General features: G+C 49.2%; 13 protein-coding genes. 7 read left to right on the top strand and 6 right to left on the bottom strand.

Annotated elements, in window-relative coordinates; all coding sequences use genetic code 11:
- Positions 1-119 precede the first annotated feature (119 nt).
- Positions 120-932 (top strand): DUF4382 domain-containing protein, encoded by an 813-nt coding sequence (locus tag BLS44_RS04890; protein ID WP_176954317.1) that lies wholly within the window; start codon positions 120-122, stop codon positions 930-932.
- A 249-nt stretch (positions 933-1,181) separates the two neighbouring features.
- Positions 1,182-2,531: an alpha-L-fucosidase gene (locus BLS44_RS04885; protein WP_090389171.1), complete on the top strand. Its 1,350-nt coding sequence runs from the start codon at positions 1,182-1,184 to the stop codon at positions 2,529-2,531.
- A 58-nt stretch (positions 2,532-2,589) separates the two neighbouring features.
- On the opposite strand, the gene BLS44_RS04880 is transcribed toward BLS44_RS04885, so the two are convergent.
- Both BLS44_RS04880 and BLS44_RS04875 read right to left on the bottom strand, forming a co-directional pair.
- On the bottom strand, positions 2,590-2,778 hold the full coding sequence (locus BLS44_RS04880; RefSeq protein ID WP_090388919.1) for a hypothetical protein: 189 nt from the start codon (positions 2,776-2,778) through the stop codon (positions 2,590-2,592).
- 127 nt (positions 2,779-2,905) lie between these two features.
- The gene (locus tag BLS44_RS04875) at positions 2,906-5,974 is read right to left on the bottom strand and encodes a ligand-binding sensor domain-containing protein (RefSeq protein ID WP_090388918.1); all 3,069 of its coding nucleotides are present in this window, start codon (positions 5,972-5,974) and stop codon (positions 2,906-2,908) included.
- A 136-nt stretch (positions 5,975-6,110) separates the two neighbouring features.
- Here BLS44_RS04875 and BLS44_RS04870 point away from each other — a divergent pair, with 136 nt between their 5' ends.
- On the top strand, positions 6,111-7,877 hold the full coding sequence (locus BLS44_RS04870; protein ID WP_176954316.1) for a histidine kinase: 1,767 nt from the start codon (positions 6,111-6,113) through the stop codon (positions 7,875-7,877).
- Positions 7,878-7,899: 22 nt separating this feature from the next.
- Positions 7,900-8,655, top strand: coding sequence for a LytR/AlgR family response regulator transcription factor (locus tag BLS44_RS04865; RefSeq protein ID WP_090388916.1), 756 nt, complete (start codon positions 7,900-7,902; stop codon positions 8,653-8,655).
- Between the two features lie 129 nt (positions 8,656-8,784).
- Here the strand turns inward: BLS44_RS04865 and BLS44_RS04860 are convergent, their stop codons facing one another.
- On the bottom strand, positions 8,785-10,308 hold the full coding sequence (locus tag BLS44_RS04860; protein ID WP_090388915.1) for a flavin-containing monooxygenase: 1,524 nt from the start codon (positions 10,306-10,308) through the stop codon (positions 8,785-8,787).
- A gap of 298 nt (positions 10,309-10,606) precedes the next feature.
- Between BLS44_RS04860 and BLS44_RS04855 the strand changes: the two genes are divergently transcribed.
- The gene (locus BLS44_RS04855) at positions 10,607-10,996 is read left to right on the top strand and encodes a hypothetical protein (RefSeq protein ID WP_090388914.1); all 390 of its coding nucleotides are present in this window, start codon (positions 10,607-10,609) and stop codon (positions 10,994-10,996) included.
- A gap of 136 nt (positions 10,997-11,132) precedes the next feature.
- Here BLS44_RS04855 and BLS44_RS04850 read toward each other — a convergent pair whose 3' ends face one another.
- The 3 genes from BLS44_RS04850 to BLS44_RS04840 form a co-directional block, all read right to left on the bottom strand.
- Complete coding sequence (locus tag BLS44_RS04850) at positions 11,133-12,557, bottom strand: MATE family efflux transporter (RefSeq protein ID WP_090388913.1); 1,425 nt, start codon at positions 12,555-12,557, stop codon at positions 11,133-11,135.
- Between the two features lie 420 nt (positions 12,558-12,977).
- The gene (gene xylA / locus BLS44_RS04845; protein ID WP_090388912.1) at positions 12,978-14,303 is read right to left on the bottom strand and encodes a xylose isomerase; all 1,326 of its coding nucleotides are present in this window, start codon (positions 14,301-14,303) and stop codon (positions 12,978-12,980) included.
- A 5-nt stretch (positions 14,304-14,308) separates the two neighbouring features.
- Positions 14,309-15,826 (bottom strand): xylulokinase, encoded by a 1,518-nt coding sequence (locus tag BLS44_RS04840; RefSeq protein WP_090388911.1) that lies wholly within the window; start codon positions 15,824-15,826, stop codon positions 14,309-14,311.
- A gap of 122 nt (positions 15,827-15,948) precedes the next feature.
- On the opposite strand from BLS44_RS04840, the gene BLS44_RS04835 reads away from it, so the two are divergent.
- Positions 15,949-16,998: a LacI family DNA-binding transcriptional regulator gene (locus tag BLS44_RS04835; RefSeq protein WP_090388910.1), complete on the top strand. Its 1,050-nt coding sequence runs from the start codon at positions 15,949-15,951 to the stop codon at positions 16,996-16,998.
- A 708-nt stretch (positions 16,999-17,706) separates the two neighbouring features.
- Complete coding sequence (locus BLS44_RS04825) at positions 17,707-20,358, top strand: hypothetical protein (protein WP_090388908.1); 2,652 nt, start codon at positions 17,707-17,709, stop codon at positions 20,356-20,358.
- The last annotated feature ends 391 nt before the right edge of the window (positions 20,359-20,749 follow it).

The raw sequence follows: 20,749 nt of genomic DNA, 5'->3' as shown, positions 1-20,749 counted from the left end.
TACATTGTAAATACTTCCGGCAGGCGCTTCAAAAAACGGGGCACTCTTTTATGTTCCCCTTCATTTTCCCTTCATCTTGGCCCTTTAGTTTCGTAACCTACAATGTAAATTTCTCAACTATGAAATCCTTATTCTTTATGATGGGGGCAGCTGGCCTGTTGGCATTTGCCTCCTGCTCAAAAAACGGCAGCAGTAATAATGATCAACCCACAAACGGGCAGGCAAAAGTTCAGATGCTGCTAACAGATGCACCCGCTACCTATGATGCCATTTTCCTGGATGTAAAAAGTGTTTCCATCAACAACAGCACCGGTGATGCGGGCTGGGTCAACTACCCGCTGGATCCCAGGTTCAATGCGCCGATCAACATCCTGGATTACCGGAACGGAACCGTGGTTGCCATGGGCGATCCGCTGATCATACCGGCAGGCAAAATTGAACAGATCCGCCTCATACTGGGCGATAACAACAAAGTAGTAGTAGATGGTGTTGAACATGACCTTACAATCCCTTCAGGATCCACCAGCGGATATAAGATCAATTTTCACAAAGAGCTGGCACCCGATGGCGTTTATAAGATCTGGCTGGACTTTGACGCAGCCCGTTCAGTGCATGCGGCGGGTAAAAGCGGCAAATACATGCTGAAGCCTGTCGTAAAAGCCTTTAGCGAAGAAACCAACGGGCAGTTCAGAGGCTATGTAAAACCATTAGAAGCGAAACCCTGGCTTTATGCATTAAAAGGAACGGATACTATTGGAAGCGCCATTCCTGAAGCTGATGGTTTTTTTCATTTCGTGGGGTTAGCAGATGGAGCCTACGCGCTTCATATTGATGCCGACAGCACCAGCGCATACCGGGATACCACCATCAACAATATCAATGTAGTGTTTGGCAAGGTAACGGATATGGGTACGATAACACTTACCAAGTAAACGGTACACACTTAATAGGACCAGGGCTGTGTCATTAGCTGATACAGCCCTTTCTCATTTTTACCACCCTATAGCAGCGCCGGTCTATTGTTCCTTACAACCGCGCTGTATCCTTTCTATTATATTACCCTTTTCATAAAGGATATTATCTTTTTCATTACAGAAACATCCGGCTGGTCAGCCCGGAAGGTGTTTCTTTTGTATTTTTACCGGCAGCGATTGTATACTATTAAATTTACAACAATTACAATGAAAAAGATCTTCCTGGCAATTGCGCTGACAGCAACAACCCTGCTGCACGCACAACCGAAACAATTATTTAAGGAAACGCCCGACCAAAAGGCACAGCGGATGGAATGGTGGACCGATGCCCGTTTTGGGATGTTCATCCACTGGGGCTTATATGCGCTGGCCGCGCGACATGAATGGGTAAAACAATATGAGCGGACCACAACAGAGAACTACCAAAAGTATTTCGATCATTTTAACCCCGATGAGTTTGATCCAAGGAAATGGGCGAAAGAAGCAAAAGCCGCCGGGATGAAATATGCAGTGCTTACCACCAAGCATCATGAAGGCTTTTGCCTGTTCGATTCAAAATACACGGATTATAAAGCCACCAATACACAGGCAAAACGCGACCTGGTAAAAGAATTTGTAGATGCTTTCCGCGCCGAAGGTATTAAGATCGGGTTTTATTATTCCCTTATCGACTGGCACCACCCCGATTTCACTATTGACCGTACCCATCCCCAGCGGCTGGGCGGCGATGCTTCAGAAGCCGACTATGCAGCATTGAACAAGGGTAAGGACATGAGCAAATACCGGCAGTATATGCAAAACCAGATCAAAGAGCTGCTGACCAACTATGGCAAGATCGATATCATGTGGCTCGATTTCTCCTATCCGGGAAAGAACGGCAAAGGTCGTGATGACTGGGGCTCCGCTGAGCTGTTAAAACTGATCCGGAAGCTGCAGCCCGGCATCATTGTAGACAACCGCCTGGATCTTAATGATTACTCAGATGGCTATGATTTTGAAACACCGGAGCAGGTAAAGCCGTCCGAATTGCTCAAGTACAAAGGCAAGTATTGGGAAACCTGCCAGACCTTTTCCGGGTCCTGGGGCTATTACCGGGATGAAAACACCTGGAAAACGCACCGTCAGCTGCTGGACCTGCTGATCACATCCACAGCCAATGGCGGTAACCTGATCCTGAATGTAGGTCCCACTGCCCGTGGCGAGTTCGATTACCGTGCCAACAATGCGCTCGACAGCCTGGCCTACTGGATGCATGCCAATAACAAAGCCATCTACAACTGTACCTATCCTCCGGCGCAATACCAGCTGCCCGAGAGCCTGGATATCAGACAAACTTATAATCCCCGTACCAAAAGGCTTTTCCTGCATCTGTATACCTACCCCTCCAACTACGGCACACTGGTACTGCCCGGTTATGCCGGCAAAGTTGCTTATGCGCAGTTCGCACACGATGCCTCGGAGATCCAATATAAAACAGAGAACGGAGATCTTATTTTAAAACTTCCTAAACAAAAGCCTCCTTACGAAATTCCGGTTGTAGAACTATTCTTAAAGTAAGAACGGGGACAACATATCATGCCTATGGAAAGAGCTGCGTCTTTTTCCATGGGCTTTTTTATACAGTTAACCGTTTGTTCTCACCGTTGTACCTCTCTGACCGGTTGCCGGTACCGCGCTGCCGGAAGAAAGGGCTGGCCACAGAATCCTTCATCCCCGGCATCATCTGTATCCGCTTTGTGATGGTATCACCATCCCTCCCCGTCATCTGCAGATCCAGCAGATCTGTTTTATTGTATATTCTCATACATAAAAGAATATGGTATTTCCGCAGGATTGAACAGCCTCTGAGAAAATAATATTCCTGGACACAGGAGTGTCTCCTGCTCAAAAAAGCGGGGAAGCCCGATACCCGGGTGCCCAATACCGGTAGTTTAAAAAGCGTCTGCAATGGCCAGCGAGATGACCACACGGGTGCCGGCCGGGCGCCCCTCAGCATCTTCAAGATCGATGATCCGCACCGGCTCAAAAACATTATATCCTTTATTAAAAGATTCGATCCGCTTCAGCGTTATGTCAAGCCCATGGGATTTCCGGTTCACCGGCCGCTGTTCTTTCTGTTTTCTTGCAGCCTGCCGCCCCACACCATCGTCCTCGATCACCACCAGAAGCGTGGCCGCATGCTGGCTAACCGCAACCATCAGTGTTCCCGGCCTGTCAGCAGGTAACAGGCCATGCAGGATCGCGTTTTCCACAAAGGGTTGAATGATCATCGACGGTATTTCCACCATATCCGGATCTATCCCCCCGGTTGAAAGGGTATAGGCAAACCGCTGGTCAAACCGCACCTGCTCCAGTTCGATATATATTTTGATCACTTCCAGCTCGTCCCGCAGCAGGATCTTTTTAGCTCTTGAGTTGTCAAGGGTCAATCGCACCAGTTTCGAAAATTTACTGATGTATTGATTAGCGAGGATCCGGTCATTGCAATTGATAAACGAATTGATCGTGTTCAGTGAGTTAAAAATAAAGTGCGGGTTCATTTGCGTACGTAGCGCCTTATGCTCCAGTTCATTGAGCCGGATCTCAAAATCGCTCCGCAGCCGGGCCTCTTTTTTTACCTGCCCGATCCTCCATTTATAGAACAGGCAGGCCAGCGCTGCCAGCAACAACAGTGCGGACAACCGGAACCACCAGGTATTCCAGAAAGCCCGGTTTATCGTAAATACAAGCGGATGAACGGCTTTATACCAGTCTTTACCATTTACCGAGGCCTCCGCTTCAAAACGGTAATCACCGGACGGAAGATTTGTATAACGCGCCAGCCGCTCCTTATATGCATAAATATATGTGGTATCAAACCCCGTGAGCTTATACCGGTACTGCATCGCGCCCGCATGCTCGTAATCCACCGTCAGATAACGGAATACCAGGCTATTTCCCCGGTAGGAAAACCGGAGCCTTCTTCCATCCAGCACATTCAAAACCGAGTCCTCGGCATATACATCCGTAATAAACACCTGCAGGGGATAAGACCGGATCCGAAGTGTTGACGGGTAAAAATGATTAAAGCCGGTTTGTGTGCCTATAAAAAGCTCCCCGTCCCGCGCCCGGTAATATGCAGAAACGCGGTGATTGCTTTGTATAAGGCCGTCTTTTTCATCAAATGAAACCACAGTGCCGGCTCCGGGATGGTAACAGGCCAGGCCCCTGTTGCCGATGATCCAGATATTCCCTTCAAGATCGCGCAAAAGTCCCACAACATACGAGGTTTCGAGACCATCGCTTTTATCAAGCTGTTTTTTTACCTGCAAGGTCTGCGGGTCAATGATATAAACCCCGTAATATCCGCAGGCATAGATATTGCCGTTCAGATCTTCTTCAACGGCAAAGATATTATTATCCCGCTGTGATCCCGGAAGCGCTATAGCATGAACACGGTCCGTTTTTTTATCATAAAAGCTCAGACCACGGCTTTGGGCAAACCACCAGTTATCATTCCTGTCTGCAAAAAAATGTGTGGTATATCCCTGTGTGATGGTACGCAGCTGCGGATGGCCACGAAACGTTTCCAGTTTATTGGTACGCGGATCAAACAGGTAAAATCTTGCGCCCGTTGCCACCAAAAAATTACCATGCCGGTCCGCAACAACGCGGTGAAACTCGCTGCTCACAAGACTATCGCCCCGGCCGGTTATGCTGGTAGGGATCTTATCAAACCCGCCGTCGGGGCGCAGCCGCCCAAACCCGTCGCCAAAAGCCCCGATCCAGATCCGGTTCCTGAAATCCGGCAATACGGCCCGTATGGTACGCATATCCAGGGGGCCTTCATCTTTTCCGTAATAGGAATAAAAACGGCTTACCGGGTCATGCCGGTTCCATTTAATAAGGTAATTGTTGGTACCGATCCACAGCTGTCCTGCAGAATCCTGGTAAAAACAGTTGACCACATTCTGATACTTTATTCTTTTTTCATTGGTAAAACTGCGCACAGCACTGAATGCCGGCTCACTGAGCGTAGTATAGGAAATGCCGTTCCCATGTACCACCAGCGTGCGGTTCCTGGTTACCAGTACCCTGCGCAGGAAGCTGCTATTGACCGAAGTGGCATCACCCGGATCATTGCCGTATTGCTCTACAGACCGGGTTTTCGTATTCAGTATATAAAGGCCATGATAACGGGTTCCCATAGCATAACGGTCCGCATCGATCCGTTCTATTTCGCTCCCATAGCCCACCAGCTTTTTCCCGTTGGCGGTCTTCCAGTTATTCACCAGCTCCATCGTACCGGTATCAATATTCATCAACACCACGCTGTCCCCTGCCAGGCCGCAGGCCAGCCATTCGCTCCCTTTCACCCGGCAGAGGCTCCATGCATTATCATAAGGCAGCTCCCGGATCAGTACCTGCCGGGCAATATCGACCATCAGTGTTTTTGCGCGGATCCCCAGCAACCAGGTATCTCCCTCCACATGGCTGGCGGTAAGCATGTTTGCCCGGGTTGAGATCAGGGAAGAAATACCATACAGCGGCCGCACCCGCTTATGGTGGTCAACCAGAAAGCAGCTGTCTTTTGTGAAAATGAGGATACCCGTACGCGCTTCCCGGATAAGCAGCGCTTTCTCAAGCGGCAGCCGGGAGGGGTTTTCAACGGTGGCAAAACGATTGCTGTTCTCATTTTTATATTGCAGGCCCGCCGGGGTTGCAACCCAGATGGTTCCGGCACTGTCGCATAAGATGGCATTAATGCGGTTATTGAGGAGCCCGCTTTTATTATCCCTTGTGCAGGCAGTCACCGCATATCCGTCAAAGATATTGATCCCCTCATCCGTTGCGATCCAGATACGCCCCATCCGGTCTTCACACAGCTGTATGCCCTGGTCGCTCAGCAATCCGCTGGCAGTATTCAGGTGCCGGAAACTAAGAGGCTGTGCCGTTAACAGTGCAGCAGGGCTGCACAGCAACAGTATAAAAATAAAAAGGCGGAACCTATATATTTTCATGGCAATAAAAGTACTTATTCATTGGAAAAAGAGCAAAAACAGGGGGCCAAATCCGTTAATCCAAATGCACGATCCGTTAAGTCAAAAGCAGGATTTATCGTATTTGTCACATCTTTACATAAATAACGGGAAAATTATGCCCCTTATCAAACAACTGGCATGCTGTTTACTGCTGTTTCTGTGTGTGGGCATTCCTGCTTCGGCGCAACAGGAATCCGCCGACTCCTGGCAAACCGTACGTACCCGCCAGGCCGGTACCATCACGGTATTGTGGGACCGGATTGAACCATTCATTTACCCCGATGCCCGGGGCCGGCTGATGGGGGTAGAATATGAACTGATGGAGGGATTTAAAACATTCCTTAAAAATCATTACCAGGTCAACCTGGAGATCCGGTGGAAAGAGATCGGGAACTTTGCGCAGATCTATCCCCGGATACGGGATACAAAACAAGCCGGGCTCTTCGCCGTTTCTTATTATTCCATTACGGATGAGCGCAAAAAAGAGGTCCGCTTCTCTCCCCCCTATATGCCGGACCTCAACATCCTTGTTACCAACAGCCAGGAGCCAACCTTTGCCACTACCGGGGAATTCAGAAGCCGGATCACCGGCATGCACGGGTATACCCAGCCGGGCACTACCATGGAAACCGACCTGAAAAAGATCCGCGAAAATTATTACCCATCACTCCCTATATCGTATAATACCAAAGATGACTATGCCATCCTGGGCCAGGTATCCGGACAAACCGGGGCCTTTGCCTATGTGCCCGTAAGCATTTATGTAGTGGCCCTGCAAAAGGGATATAAGATAAAACGCCAGCGGCTCTTTGATATTCACCGGGAAGGTTTTGCCGCCATCTATCCCAAAAACAGCGACTGGGAAGAGCCGGTCAGTGAATATTTCAATTCTGCCGAATGTAAATTTTTTGTAAACTCCCTGATCCGGAAATACCTGGGGCCGGAAGTAGCCCCCGTCATCCTTGAGGTTTCGGTACCCCAGGATGACTCGGGCCATACGGCGGATATAGACCTGCTGACCAAGGAACGTGAAATCGTTACACAGCGGCTGACCGATGCAGCCGTAGAGCTGCAACAGCAGCAGTCGATCCGTAATATGACACTGCTGTTGCTGGGCTGCCTCGTCCTTTTTGCCGTGCTGCTATATGGAAGGGTACGGATAAAGCAGCGGATGAACCGGCTCCTAAAGCAGCGCAACCAGCTGATCAGCGTGCAGAACACCCAGATCGAGCAGATGAATCATATGCTGAAACTAAAAGTGCTTCAGACGCGGATGAATCCTCATTTCCTTTTCAACTCCCTCAACTCCATACAATATTTTATTGTAGCCAATGACCGGAAAGTGTCGCTGCAATATATCAAGCGGTTTTCCAGCTTTTTGAGAAAACTGATCCGCTTTGGAGACGAGGTACAGATAACGGTGCAGGATGAAGCAGCCCTTTTAAAAGAATACCTCTGGCTGGAGCAAACCCGGTTTCCCGGGCAACTGGACTATGAAGTCACAACCGATGCGTCCGCAGTAGCGATGCAGGTACTTCCCCTCCTTACGCACAGCCTTGTGGAAAAGGTCCTCTATAACGAGATTATCAGCCACTATGAAAAGGGAACGATCTCCATCATCTTCCGGGCTTCGGACAGCGGCCTGTCTGTAACAGTCAACGGCAAAGGAGCCGGTGCTCCGCGTACTCCTATACCCGGTTCCGAAGATACAACAGGCAGGGCAGACGAAGATACGCTTATCAAACGCGTCCGCCTGTTCAACAAACAGCAAAAACAAAAAATACTGCTTACCCGGGAAGCAGCGGGCAATACCGTAACGGCCCGTATCGAAATACCACAGCCATTGTTCGACCATCCGGAGCTGGCTCAACCCGAAACATAACCAATCTGTAAATCCTGTAAAAATGAAATATAAAGCATTTATTGTGGAAGACGAAGCCCGGAACCGGGAGCTCCTGAAAAGCCTGGCGGCCGAATTCTGCCCGGAAATAACGGTAACCGGCATGGCAGCCACCGTTCCCGAAGCGATCCTGCAAATTGACGAACAGAAGCCCGATATTGTTTTTATGGATATCGAAATGCAGCCCGGTACGGGCTTTGATGTGCTGCAAAAAGTAAGGCACCGGAACTTCCAGGTTATTTTTACCACAGCTTATGACCACTATGCTATAAAGGCTATCAAATTCAGCGCCATCGACTACATCCTGAAGCCCATTGACCTGGAAGAACTGCAGCAGGCCGTGGATAAGGCCGTTCAAGCGATCCGGCGGCAGCAGGAAAACCGGATCGATCTGCTGATGCAGAACCTTAGCCAGCCGGCCGGTGAGAACTTTTCCATCAGCCTGTCTACCGCTGATGGAATCGAGTACGTGCAACTTTCCCGGATCATCCGCCTGGAAGCCAACGGTCCGTATACCACCTTTTTTTTAAAGGATCAGCACAAGATCATGGTAAGCAAGAACCTGAAGGAATATGAACTGCTGCTGAGCGACCATGGTTTTTTCAGGGTTCACAACTCCCATATCATCCACCTGAGGGAAGTGCGCAAAATGATCAAAACCGATGGCGGCTATGCAGTGATGAGCGATGCGTCCATGATTGCTATTTCTCCCAAGAAAAAAGACAATTTCCTCCAACTGATGGCACAACGGCTAGTATAAGCACCACCCGGCGATTCCGTATCTTCGGGGAAACCGGCAGATGAACGGCTTCAACGAACGATTCAGGAGATTGCAATAGTGAAAGAGGCCCGGCATCTCCTCCATCAGGGTGGTGCTATTACCAGCACATCACTCGCCGGAAAGCGCTACTGATCCTTTCTTTACAGGGCCCTTTTCCTTTTCAGCACCACCCGGCGAGCGGAATCGCTTCAGCAACCGGTGGTAATCCCCTGGATTGATCGGCTTAAAGAAATTGTAAAGGATGTTCCTGCCCGCCCAGGTCTTCAAGCCCATATCCTTCATCAATTGGTCCAGGTGCTGAAAATTGAATGGCGCCACACAAAGCCCGCTGAATTCTGATGATATAGGGCGCACTGTTTTTTTCCACCTTTCGATGACCATCTGCTCTTCAACGATGCAGCCCTGTGACGGCAGCTGTATACGGCCACCTACGTACTCTGCCAGCCAGTTAGCCGCAATTTCTGAAGTAAGCGTGGAAAAAAGACTGGAATTAAAACCCACAAAACCAAGCCCCGGAAGCCGCGGGTTAACAATATTCCGGTGCAGCCGGAACTGCCCCCTCTCATCACTGATCAACTGCAGGTATTTTTCATTCAGGAACGGCAGGCTTTGCCGGTACCCGGTTCCCATAACCACCAGGTCCGGCTGTATCCGGGCTCCGTTCTTCAAAACGATCCCATCTGTTGTAAAGCATTCGATTTCCGAATGAATGGCATTGATCCTTCTTGACCGTACTTTTTCATAAAACCCCTCCGGTGCGATCCCCAGGCTGCAGCTGATCTGCTCTTCGATCCGGTGTTCCGGTATCATGCCGCATTTTTTGAGCTGGAACTGTTTCTTTAACAAAAGCTCCACCGCTCTCCACTGTGCCCAAACCAGCGGCCTTCCGATACTATGCAGGATCTTTTGAAAGCCTGTTTTACGGTAAGGAACAAAAAATGCCTCGGAGAAACGGGAAAACAGCAGATACTTAAGATTGATCTTATTGGCAAAAAAACGGGGCACTTTCCACTGAGCTTTGCGATAAAGCAATGTACAGGATGCGCCGGTATCTGCGGCCTGTGTTGCAATGTCGGTAGCCGACTTGGCAAACCCGACTACGGCAACATCTTTACCCTGCAACAATTTGCTGTCCGTAATATCTGAAGAATGCAGGATCGCACCACCCGCGGCAAGGTAATCATCCGTTCCGGGGAATTCCGGAACAAATTTTTCGTGAAAGGTCCCCGTACACACCACCACAAAATCGAAGATATGGGATCCCATGTTCCCTGAACGTTTATCCCTTGTAACCATATGCCACGCTTCTTCTTCATAATGCATGTCTAATACTGTCGTATCACATTGAATGAAAGCATTCAGATCAAAATGCGCCGCATAGTCCAGCAGGTATTGATTCATCTGGTCGCCTGTAGGCCATTCATGATAATGTTCCGGCATAGGAAAGTCTGAATAAGCATATTCATTCTTTGTAGTCTGCGTGGTTACATTGATATAAAAACGGTTCCGGTCCCATACACCGCCAATGGCAGCTGCCTTTTCGAATACCGTTACCTTATATCCTCTTTCTTTAAATGCTTTAGCTGCAGCCAGCCCGCTGATGCCGGCGCCGATGATCCCGATTGTTTGCATATCGTAGTTTTTGCAGGCAGCACTGTTTCCAATGCATATACCCCGTTATAGAATGGATGTAAATTACCCCGCCCGCAACATCGTGCACTGCAGCATTTAACAGAACTGATTTTTGAATTAATAAAACGGCCGCAGCGGACAAGGCACAGGTTGCCGGCGCCCAACGGGCCCGGTCCTATACGCCTTACGCGGAGATCTGTTAAACAGGAACATCGTTTTATTAATTGCAGCTTCTTCCGCCGGCAGGCGCTTCCCATCTTTGTCCTGAAAAATCAATTATTCATATAAAAAAAATCGCATGAAAACGTTCACACATTTTTTTATGACCGCCGTTCTTTTTACTACGCTGGCCCTTGCCGGTTCCTGCCGGAAGGATAAGGAAAGCGCAGCACCTCCCTCACCGGTACTGGGCACCTGGAAGGGATCGGTGACCGGAAAGGGTGACCCAATCCCTATCCGGTTCGACATCCTGGATAACGGAACGGTTATTGCGCAGGCACAATCTGCTCAATTCAGCGGCACCTGGAAATTAACAGCCAATGATTTTGAGGCAGGCTTTGTTGTTGAAAGTATAAAGGCAACTGCAAAAGGAACCCTTTCAGAAGGCAAAAATAAGATAACAGGTACCTGGCTGGAAAACAACAATGGAAAGATCACGGAGCAGCAGCTCACGCTGAGCAAAAACTAACGGTTCCAAACGCAAGCCGGCCCCTTCCGTAAATGCTATATGAGCAGTCTCCGGGCATCGGGAGGGGCCGGCTTCTTTCGTTTTATGAAAGAGGAATTGCCCGGCCTGCCGTTCCGGAAGCAACGCGATGATACGCCTACACTTGCTTCAGTTTCCAGCGCCCCCGCTTAAACAGGATAAAGGATGCCACCGTAATAGCCGCTTCTGATACCGGTATCGCGATGAATACGCCGCGCTCATTCAATCCCAGGTAAATGGCCAGCAGGTAAGCCAGCGGGATCTGGAATAACCAGAAACCGAAGAAATTCACCCAGGTGGGCGTCCAGGTATCCCCCGCCCCGTTGAAGGCATTGATCATGACCATCCCCACTCCATAAAATACAAATCCGCAGGCCATTATATACATTGCCATTTGGGCAATGGACTGTACCTGCGGCTCCGTGGTAAAGAACGATACCAGCCAGTTGCCCAGCAAAAAGAATACAGCGCTTACCAGGAGCATGAATAAGACGTTGAACTTTACCGTGGTCATTACAGAGGCTTCCGCTCTCTTTGCAGCATTGGCACCCAGGTTTTGTCCTACCAATGTAGAAGCGGCATTGCTCATACCCCATGCGGGAAGCATAAAGAACATCATCAGCCGCAGCGCCGTCTGGTATCCTGCAGAGCCTTCATCGCCACCGGTTACGGCAACCAGGCGTGCCAATACGATCCAGCTGCACGATGCGATTACGAACTGAAAGATGCCCGGCACTGCAATTTTTACCAGGGAGCGGATCAACGGAAGGTCCACATAAAAATGAGACAGCCTGATCCTGAACCTGGCTTTACCACCGAAGAGATAATACAATTGATACAGCACCCCCACCGTTCTGCCCGCTGCCGTAGCCATGGCAGCGCCGGTTAACCCAAATGCCGGTATCCATCCCCAGCCGTTGATCAGCAGCGGGCATAAAAGAATATTACAGATATTGGCCACCCAGAGGCTCTTCATGGCAATAGCCGCATTACCCGCGCCTCTGAAAATACCATTGACCAGGAACAACAGCATAATAGAAATGCTGCTGCCCATCATAATAGCCGTAAAATTTTTTCCGTGCTCTGCGGCCGGTCCTGATGCGCCCATCAGCAACAGGATCTCCTTTGCATAAACAATTCCCAACCCGCTTAACAAAGCGGTTATAACCGTAGCGATCAGCAGGGCCTGTGCCCCGGCATGTGCCGCCCTTTCGGGGTCCTTTTCACCAATCCGGCGGGCCACCACAGCCGTTGCCGCCATACTCATCCCGATGGCGATCGAATACATAACAGTGAGCACAGATTCAGTAAGCCCTACTGTTTGTATAGCAAGGCTGCTTTCCTTTAAGTGCCCCACAAAATAAAGGTCCACCAATGCAAAGACCGATTCCATGCTCATTTCAAGCATCATAGGTAGCGCCAGCATCAATACGGCCCTGCGGATGCTGATGGTCGTATAGTCCGCTTCTTCCCCGCTGAACGCCTGTTTCAGAAACAGGAATACACCCGATACCCTGCCGGTATCCTTTTGATCAAAAGCCATAAATTTTTTATTGATTTGAATGAAAACAAAACACCATCCGCAATGACGGAGGTGTCACTTACCAGTATTACAACGGAGATTTCCGACCGTACTTAGTGGAGGAGTACAACAATCGGGGCAGTAACGATTTTCATCAAAGTAGATTTTGAAACGTAAAGATACGTTTTTTGCGGAAATAAGACAGTTATGTAAAACCCGGGCCATCAGCCTTTAACCCATCCCCGGCCTATATTAATGGCTACCCTCCGGCAGGCCGGGTAAAACGCTGAATGCTGATAACAGATGGCTCACATCCAAAAGAAACGGAGGCAGCCCCGGTAACTGCCGGGCCTGCCTCCGTTTGTAAGTCATCAGGTATAGATCAGGAACTGCATTGCCCGTACCCGGGCAAACAGCTCAGCGCATCTTCACCTGAAAAATTTAAATAAACCGATTGATGATATTTTCGTAATACTCCTGCCGGCCGCTGATCACCTCCGGTTCCCCGTTTTGGGCCAGGTCCCTGAGTGCTTCCAGGCTCAGCTTTCCCTCCTCAAAATCTTTACCTGCTCCATTCTCAAAAGAGGCATACCGTGCCGTCCTCAGGCTTCGGTATTCTGATTTTTGCAGGACATTGTCCGCAATGATCAGCGCCCGGGCAAAAGCATCCATACCTCCGATATGCGCGTGAAAAAGATCAGCTGCGTCCGTTGAGTTGCGGCGTATTTTTGCATCAAAATTAATACCGCCCCCGCCAAAGCCACCGGCCTCCAGGATAACCAGCATTGTTTCCGCCAGTTCATTAAGATTGTTCGGGAACTGATCCGTATCCCATCCGTTCTGATAATCGCCCCGGTTGGCGTCTATGGATCCTAAAAGGCCGGCATCTGCTGCCACCTGTAATTCATGCTGAAAAGTATGACCTGCCAGGGTAGCATGGTTAACCTCGATATTTAATTTAAAATCGTTGAGCAGGTCATATTGCCGCAAAAACCCGATCACCGTAGCTGCATCATAATCATATTGATGCTTCGTTGGCTCACAAGGTTTAGGCTCTATAAAGAACACCCCTTTAAATCCCTGCTTCCGGGCATAATCCCTGGCCATATGCAGGAAACGGGCCAGGTGCTCCTGTTCTTTCTTCATGTCAGTGTTCAGCAGGCTCATGTAGCCTTCGCGGCCTCCCCAGAACACATAGTTTTCACCACCCAGTTTTATGGTGGCATCCAGCGCTGCTTTTACCTGCGCACCTGCATGGGCCACCACGCTAAAATCCGGGTTGGTTGCCGCGCCATTCATATACCGCAGATGGGAAAAAAGGTTGGCCGTGCCCCACAATAATTTCACGCCTGTTGCCTGTTGTTTTTCCAGGGCATAACCGGCAATAGCATCCAGCCGACGTTCATTTTCGGCCACATCATTACCGTAGTCTACCAGGTCCACATCATGAAAACAATAGAACGGCAGCGACATCTTGGTCATAAATTCGAAAGCCGCATCCATTTTATCCTTCGCCCTGTCCAGCACGTCTGCCTTCTGGTCCCAGGCAAAAAAATGGGTGGGCCCGCCAAAGGGATCCGCTCCGTTCCCATTAAAAGAATGCCAGTAGGAGCAGGCAAACCGCAGCCACTCCTTTAACGGTTTTCCTGCTACCACGCGGGCCTCATCATACCAGCGAAAAGCCAGGGGATTATCAGATTCCTGCCCTTCGAATTTTATTTGTCCGATACCTTTAAAATACTCGGTCGTTCCTGTAAGTACCTGCATAATGTTTATGATTTATTTTGGAGAATTTGTTGATCCATTTTTTTCAGCCAGTCCTGGTAAATGGTTTCGTAATGCTGGCTTAGTCCCGCTTCGGGGATAATAACTGCGGCCTGGCGGAGGTTTTCAAATGCATTGGCTTCTGTATAAATACCAAACCCGATGCCTGCGCCTATCGCCGCTCCCACGCTGGCATCTGTATGATACAGCTCGAGTGTAAGGCCGGTCACATTCACAAATACTTGCGCAAATACCTGGCTTAAGAACAGGTTGGCTTTTCCTGCCTTGACCACTTTTGCCTGCAGGCCGTTCTGCCGCATAATATCCAATCCGTAGCGGAAGGCAAAAGCAATGCCTTCCTGCACTGCCCGGTATAAATGTGCCGTGGAGTGTTTGTTGAGGTCGATCCCCCCAAAACCCGCCTGAACGATCCTGTTCTCCAGCATCCGTTCGGCACCATTTCCAAAGGGGAAATACAGCAGTCCGTCTGCTCCCGCCGGAACAGTGGCTGCCATTTCATTCATTTGGGCATAAGAATGCTGCGCCCCCGTGCAATCCCGGATCCACCGGTTGCTGATTCCTGCACCATTAATGCACAGCAACAACCCGATGCGCGTTTGACCGGGGAGATGATTTACATGGGCAAAACCGTTGATCCGCGAAAGCGGGTCATAAACCAGCTGATCGGTCACGGCATAGATCACCCCGCTGGTACCCGCCGTAGTGGCAATTTCCCCGGGTTTTAATACATTCAGCGAAAGCGCATTGTTCAGCTGATCGCCCGCTTTATAGGTTATGGGAGTTCCGGCTTTCATGTGAAGCTCCCCTGCTACCGCTGCGCTCAACGTTCCGTGGTTAGAAAACACCGGCTGTGTGGTTCCGAATATACCGGGGTCAAATCCAAAGAAATCAAGGATATCCCGGGAAAGGGCCTGTTCCCTGAAATCCCAGAAAACACCTTCCGACAACATCGAAACAGTGCTGGTAACCGAGTCGCCCAGCCGCAGGGCAATATAGTCGCCCGGAAGCATGATCTTATCGATATGGGCATATACCTCCGGTTCGTGGCGTTTAACCCAGGCCAGTTTGGCGGCGGTGAAATTGCCGGGATAATTCAGCAAATGCTGCAGGCACCGTTCTTTGCCAATGGCTTCCAACGCTGCGGTACCCTCCTGCAGCGCCCGGCTGTCGCACCAGATGATCGCGTCCCGCAACAGGTTTCGCCGGGCATCTGTAATCACCAGCCCGTGCATCTGGTAGGTGATGCCAATGGCTTCCACCGCTTCCAGGCTTTCCCCGGTGCGTTCCCCCAATAGCAGAACGGCAGCTTTTACATCTGCCCACCATTGTTCGGGGTCCTGCTCCGCCCAGCCCTGCCGGGCGGATCGTATTTCACGCTCCACGGTTTCCGGGAAGGAGGCCGAAGCCACTACTTCCCTTGTATCCGCGTCTACAAGGGCTGCTTTTACAGCAGAGGTCCCTATGTCAATCCCCAATAAAAACCGCTTTTTTCTTTCAGCAATCATGGTCCTTTATTTTGCAAACCCTCCCAGACCCGGAAAGGCAGTGCAATATACTATTTTATTTCAAAATGTAATCGATTTCATTTTTATTATAGATTGAAAGAAAAAAAAGTACATTTGCTGGTATGGAGAAACAGGTAACCATTTACGATCTGGCACGTGCGCTCAATCTCTCAACCGCCACCATCAGCCGCGCGCTGGACGACAGCCCGCTGGTAAAATTGCGTACCCGGGAAATGATCCGGGCGATGGCTGAAAAAATGGGCTACCGCCAAAACCTTATTGCCAGCAACCTGCGTAAACAGCAATCCCGTACCATCGGCGTATTGCTGCACGAGGTCAACAGCCATTTTGCCACTTCGGTGCTTTCCGGTATTGAAAAGATCACAACAAAGGAAAGATACGATATCCTCATCGCTCACTCCGGTGAGGACGGAGCACGGGAAATTGCCAATACGCGCAATCTTTTTAACAAACGGGTAGACGGGCTGATCGTATCCCTTGCGATGACCACCTCCTCGATGGATCATTTTAGCCCCTTTTTTGAGCAAGGCATTCCCGTTGTTTTCTTTGACCGTATCATAAAAAAGATGCCCTGCAGCAAAATTGTGATCGACAACCTTAAGGCCGGCTACCAGGCCACGGCCCACCTGCTGGACCAGGGCTACCGGCGCATTGCACATATCACCGCCAGCCTTCAAAGAAATGTTTACGAAGATCGTTTTAAGGGATACAAAAAAGCGCTGGCAGACCACCGGATCCCTTTCGTCCCGGAGCTGGTAGAAACCTGCAGCCTGAACCGGGAAGATACGTTGGAGGCCCTGAACAAATTACTGCTTCAAAAACCGGATGCTTTTTTTATCACGAACGACTTTGCCGCTGCTGTTTGCATGGATGCGCTACAGCAAAAAGGGATCCGCATTCCCGGGGATATGGGGATGATCGGCTTTAACAATGACATCCTCGGCAGCCTGATCAGTCCCAAATTATCAACCATCGACTATCCCGGTTTGTTAATGGGCGAAACAGCTGCCCAGACCCTGATGGAAAAGATCAAAACAAAAAAGAACGGGAAAGCCATCCTGGAAAGCAAGAACATCACTATCCCCAGCACCCTGATCATCCGCGAATCCACGGGAAAAAAGGACCGCCCGGGCAGATCCCGGAAAGCATAGGGTGACGTAACCGGGTGTTCCGGGTACCCCCATCAAAGTTTAAGGCGGGATCGGTTCCCTGCGTGATAACCCCTTAGCCATCTGAACCGATCAATCCCGCAGACCCGCACCTTCCCCGATGGTGTCTGAAAATGACGCGGCATGGCTATCAACCTGTGCAAAAAGATCATTTGTTATACCGGCAGCACGCCACCAAAAAACACACTGCAACCATCCATTTCATGACGCCCAATATGGCAGAAAAACGGGAGATCGGATGTACGCTGTTACCTGGAAGGGGCGGTACTATCTTTTGCAGCTGCACCCGGTAACCTGTTCCGGATGCAGCCCGTAGACATTGGTGTTACGGAGGAAGGCTTTACAGAAATAAGATCAGCACTTCCACCCCCCAAAAATCGCACTGGATAATGCCTGTCCCCTTTTAATGAAAGCAGTGCAAAAAATCACTCCATTGCAATAGTAGTATCGGTTTTCAACAAACGAGCGTAACTGCCGCCGCCCCGCAAAGCCGGAGAAAAGCACTGTGCCCCGCCCGTAGCTCACAGGGGCAAACAATAAGGAGGGCTTAACATATGCCAGCAATATACTCATTGCGCATATCCCGGCAATTTATTAAATTTACGAATCATATATACTAACGCATACTGAAATAATACTTGACAACCCATGTATATAAAACCATTTCCGCTGCTTCTATTCGTTACATTTATGAGTTTATGTGGGGTAAGCAATGCCCAGTTGGCTACCGCTCAAAGAGAAAAGCTGTACCTCCATACCGATAAAAATAACTATCTGCAGGGAGATACGATCTGGTATAAGCTCTATTTAACAGAGGCCCTCTATCATATGCCTTCTGAAAAAAGCGGTGTTGCCTATATCGAGCTGATCAATGCAAATAAAAAGATCGTACAGCGCTATGCGCTTCATGTAACAGACGGCACTGCGTTTGGACAGTTTTCCACTGATAGTCTTTTTGAAGCCGGCAGGTATCTGCTCCGTGCCTATACCCGGTGGATGCGCAATTTTGGAGACAGCCTGCTTTATCAAAGGGAAATTACGCTTAGCAGAAAAAAACAGCAGTGGTTCATTTCCGGTCAGACAGCTGAAATCGAGACCAATGGACGCAAATCGAACATCAGGCTCACCTTTTCATTAAAAGACGCTCAAAACACCCCCCTGCAAAATACCGCTACTCAAATACTGATAACAGATGAAAAAGAGCGCAGCATCCGGCAAAGTACTTTCACAACCGGTAGCGATGCTGCAGCCCGGGTAGATTTTCCCCTTACCCAACAACAGATCCCGCAACGCTTCCATGTCCGCATTGGGGATGATCCAAAGCATCCCTATGCGGCTTTCCGGATTAACCTGAAAAAAGATATCGATCTGCAATTCCTGCCGGAAAGCGGTCACCTTATTGCCGGTGTTGAAAATACCGTTGCGTTCAAAGCCGTGCAGGAAAACGGGAGATCCGCGGCCGTAGCCGGCAGGATTGTTGACCCGTCTAGTACAACCATCACAGAATTCGCCCAGCAATATAAAGGTATGGGTACATTCGGGCTGATCCCTCAGCCCGGAGTGCGCTATACAGCGATACTGGAGAACGGACAAAAATTCCAGCTTCCTGAATCAGAAATCAACGGCACGCTGCTTCACGTTAAAAATAATGCTTCCTCCGGGAATATCGAGTTTATGATAAAAGGGGCCGGAGCAGCGTTGAATAAGCCCTATTTTTTAACCGTTCAGCAAAAGGGGTATGAAATATACAAGACCCGGATCAGCCTTACGGAAACCACACCCGGCGTTTCTATCCAGAGAGCCAGCTTTCTTTCCGGCGTGGCCTCTGCCCGTCTCCTTACGGAAAATGGACAGGTATTGAATGAACGGGCATTTTTTGTGAATCACCAGGACCCGCTCTCCCTGAATATCAGCACCAGCAAAACAGCATACCATAAAAAAGACAGTGTAACATTAAAAATCAACATACGTGATGCTGACCAATCACCGGCAGAAGGCAGCTTTTCCATTGCCGTTACCGACGACCAACAGGTTGAAAAGAACCGGGAAAAAGACCCCAATATCCTGTCCTATCTTTTATTGCAGTCCGACCTGAAAGGCACTATTGAAACCCCGGGCTATTATGTAAGCAATACCAGCGACAGTATTACCCGGGCGGCCGATGCGCTGATGCTGACCCAGGGCTTTATAAAATACAACTGGGACAGTACTACCTTTAAATACGAAGCAGAACCTGAGTTTGTAATCAAAGGCAAGGTGATAAAGGGTATCGGCGGCAAGGCAAAGAACGCCCGGATAGTATTGACCGGTACTCAAAAAGACGGGGAACCGATTATGCTCGTGACCCGGACAAACGAAAAAGGCGAATTTGTATTTAACCAGATACCGCCTTTTGAAGCCTCTTCCTTTGGAGCAATCCTGATGGGAGACGATTTTAAAAAATTTGGAAGAAGTGTTACCTTTTCTAATAAGGCTGATACGGCCAATGTTCAATCCATCATCGTTACCAACAGGGACGCAGACAACGAAGCCACAATTATCAATAATATAAAACTTGCTGCACAGGAAGCGCTTGCCAACTGGGTCAGGGACAGCACCATGATGGAGAACGTAACGGTTACCGCAAAACAGGCGGTGGCTAATTCTCAAAACCGGAATGGCCCGGGAAAGGCAGACCTGGTGATCACTGATGCGGAAATAAAACCTGAATATGGTAAAAAGAAGAACCTGATGGATTTAATTACCGCAAAAGTAAAGGGCTTTCACTATGCCGGAAACGAGCTGTATATGGAGGACCCAACGGGCAGAAAAAGCCGCGTATGGCCCAAGTTCTATATAGACGGGATCGATGCTATGAAAGGGGTTGGAGATGGGTTTGTTTTACTGGATCTTTTAACCAGCTTTACAATGCCGGAAATACGAGGTGTTGAAGTGTTCTTTTCCCGTAACCTGACCGAAGCATATATAAGGCAATCCCTGAACCCAAAAGAACAGATAGATGTCATGAGGGATCTTACTGTTGCTTTTGAGGTTACTACCTATTCGGGCCAGGGGCCTTACCGGAAAGCGGTCATGGGCAAAAGCTACCTGTTTCCGCAACCCTTCCATTACGGCAGAACTTTTTACGCCCCCCGGTACAATACCCCCAGCAAAACAGAGGGCATTACCGACCTGCGCTCCACCATTTACTGGAACGCCAATGTAATGACCAATGAAAAGGGAGAAGCCGTGCTGAGCTTTTACACCGGCGATAACCCCGGCACCTATACCATCTGGATGGAGGGAATGGACTTTAAAGGCAATACAGGCCTGCAAGTACAAAAGATACAGGTGAAGGAATAATAAACCGCTACAGTCCTACATTCAGCTCCTGCCATTTAATAAATCAACCATCAATGCCCTTTCCTTAAGAAGACCGGCGCTTCCACTGGTCTAAGCCCGGGAAGGTGATACCTGATTATGCCCTGTTATCTTAATTGACAGAATGCTCCCCGGTTGAGTATGGCTGATTTCTTCAAAAAAACCCAGAAGACCTGGCCCCGTCACTAATATTAGTGACAGCATTATTACATAAATCATGTTTTTAGATGATTGATGGGCCCTGTCTGTCGATATATTTTTACATCGTTAAATGCATGCAACACAAACGACCTATAATATTTAAGTCCTTAAAACCATCCAGGGCCGCAATAGAATAGGAGTAAAAGTATTTATTATTTAAAAACCATAAAAA

Source organism: Niabella drilacis (assembly GCF_900101395.1).
In the GTDB taxonomy this organism is placed as follows: Bacteria; Bacteroidota; Bacteroidia; order Chitinophagales; family Chitinophagaceae; genus Niabella; species Niabella drilacis.
This window is presented reverse-complemented; position numbering and strand designations above follow the sequence as displayed.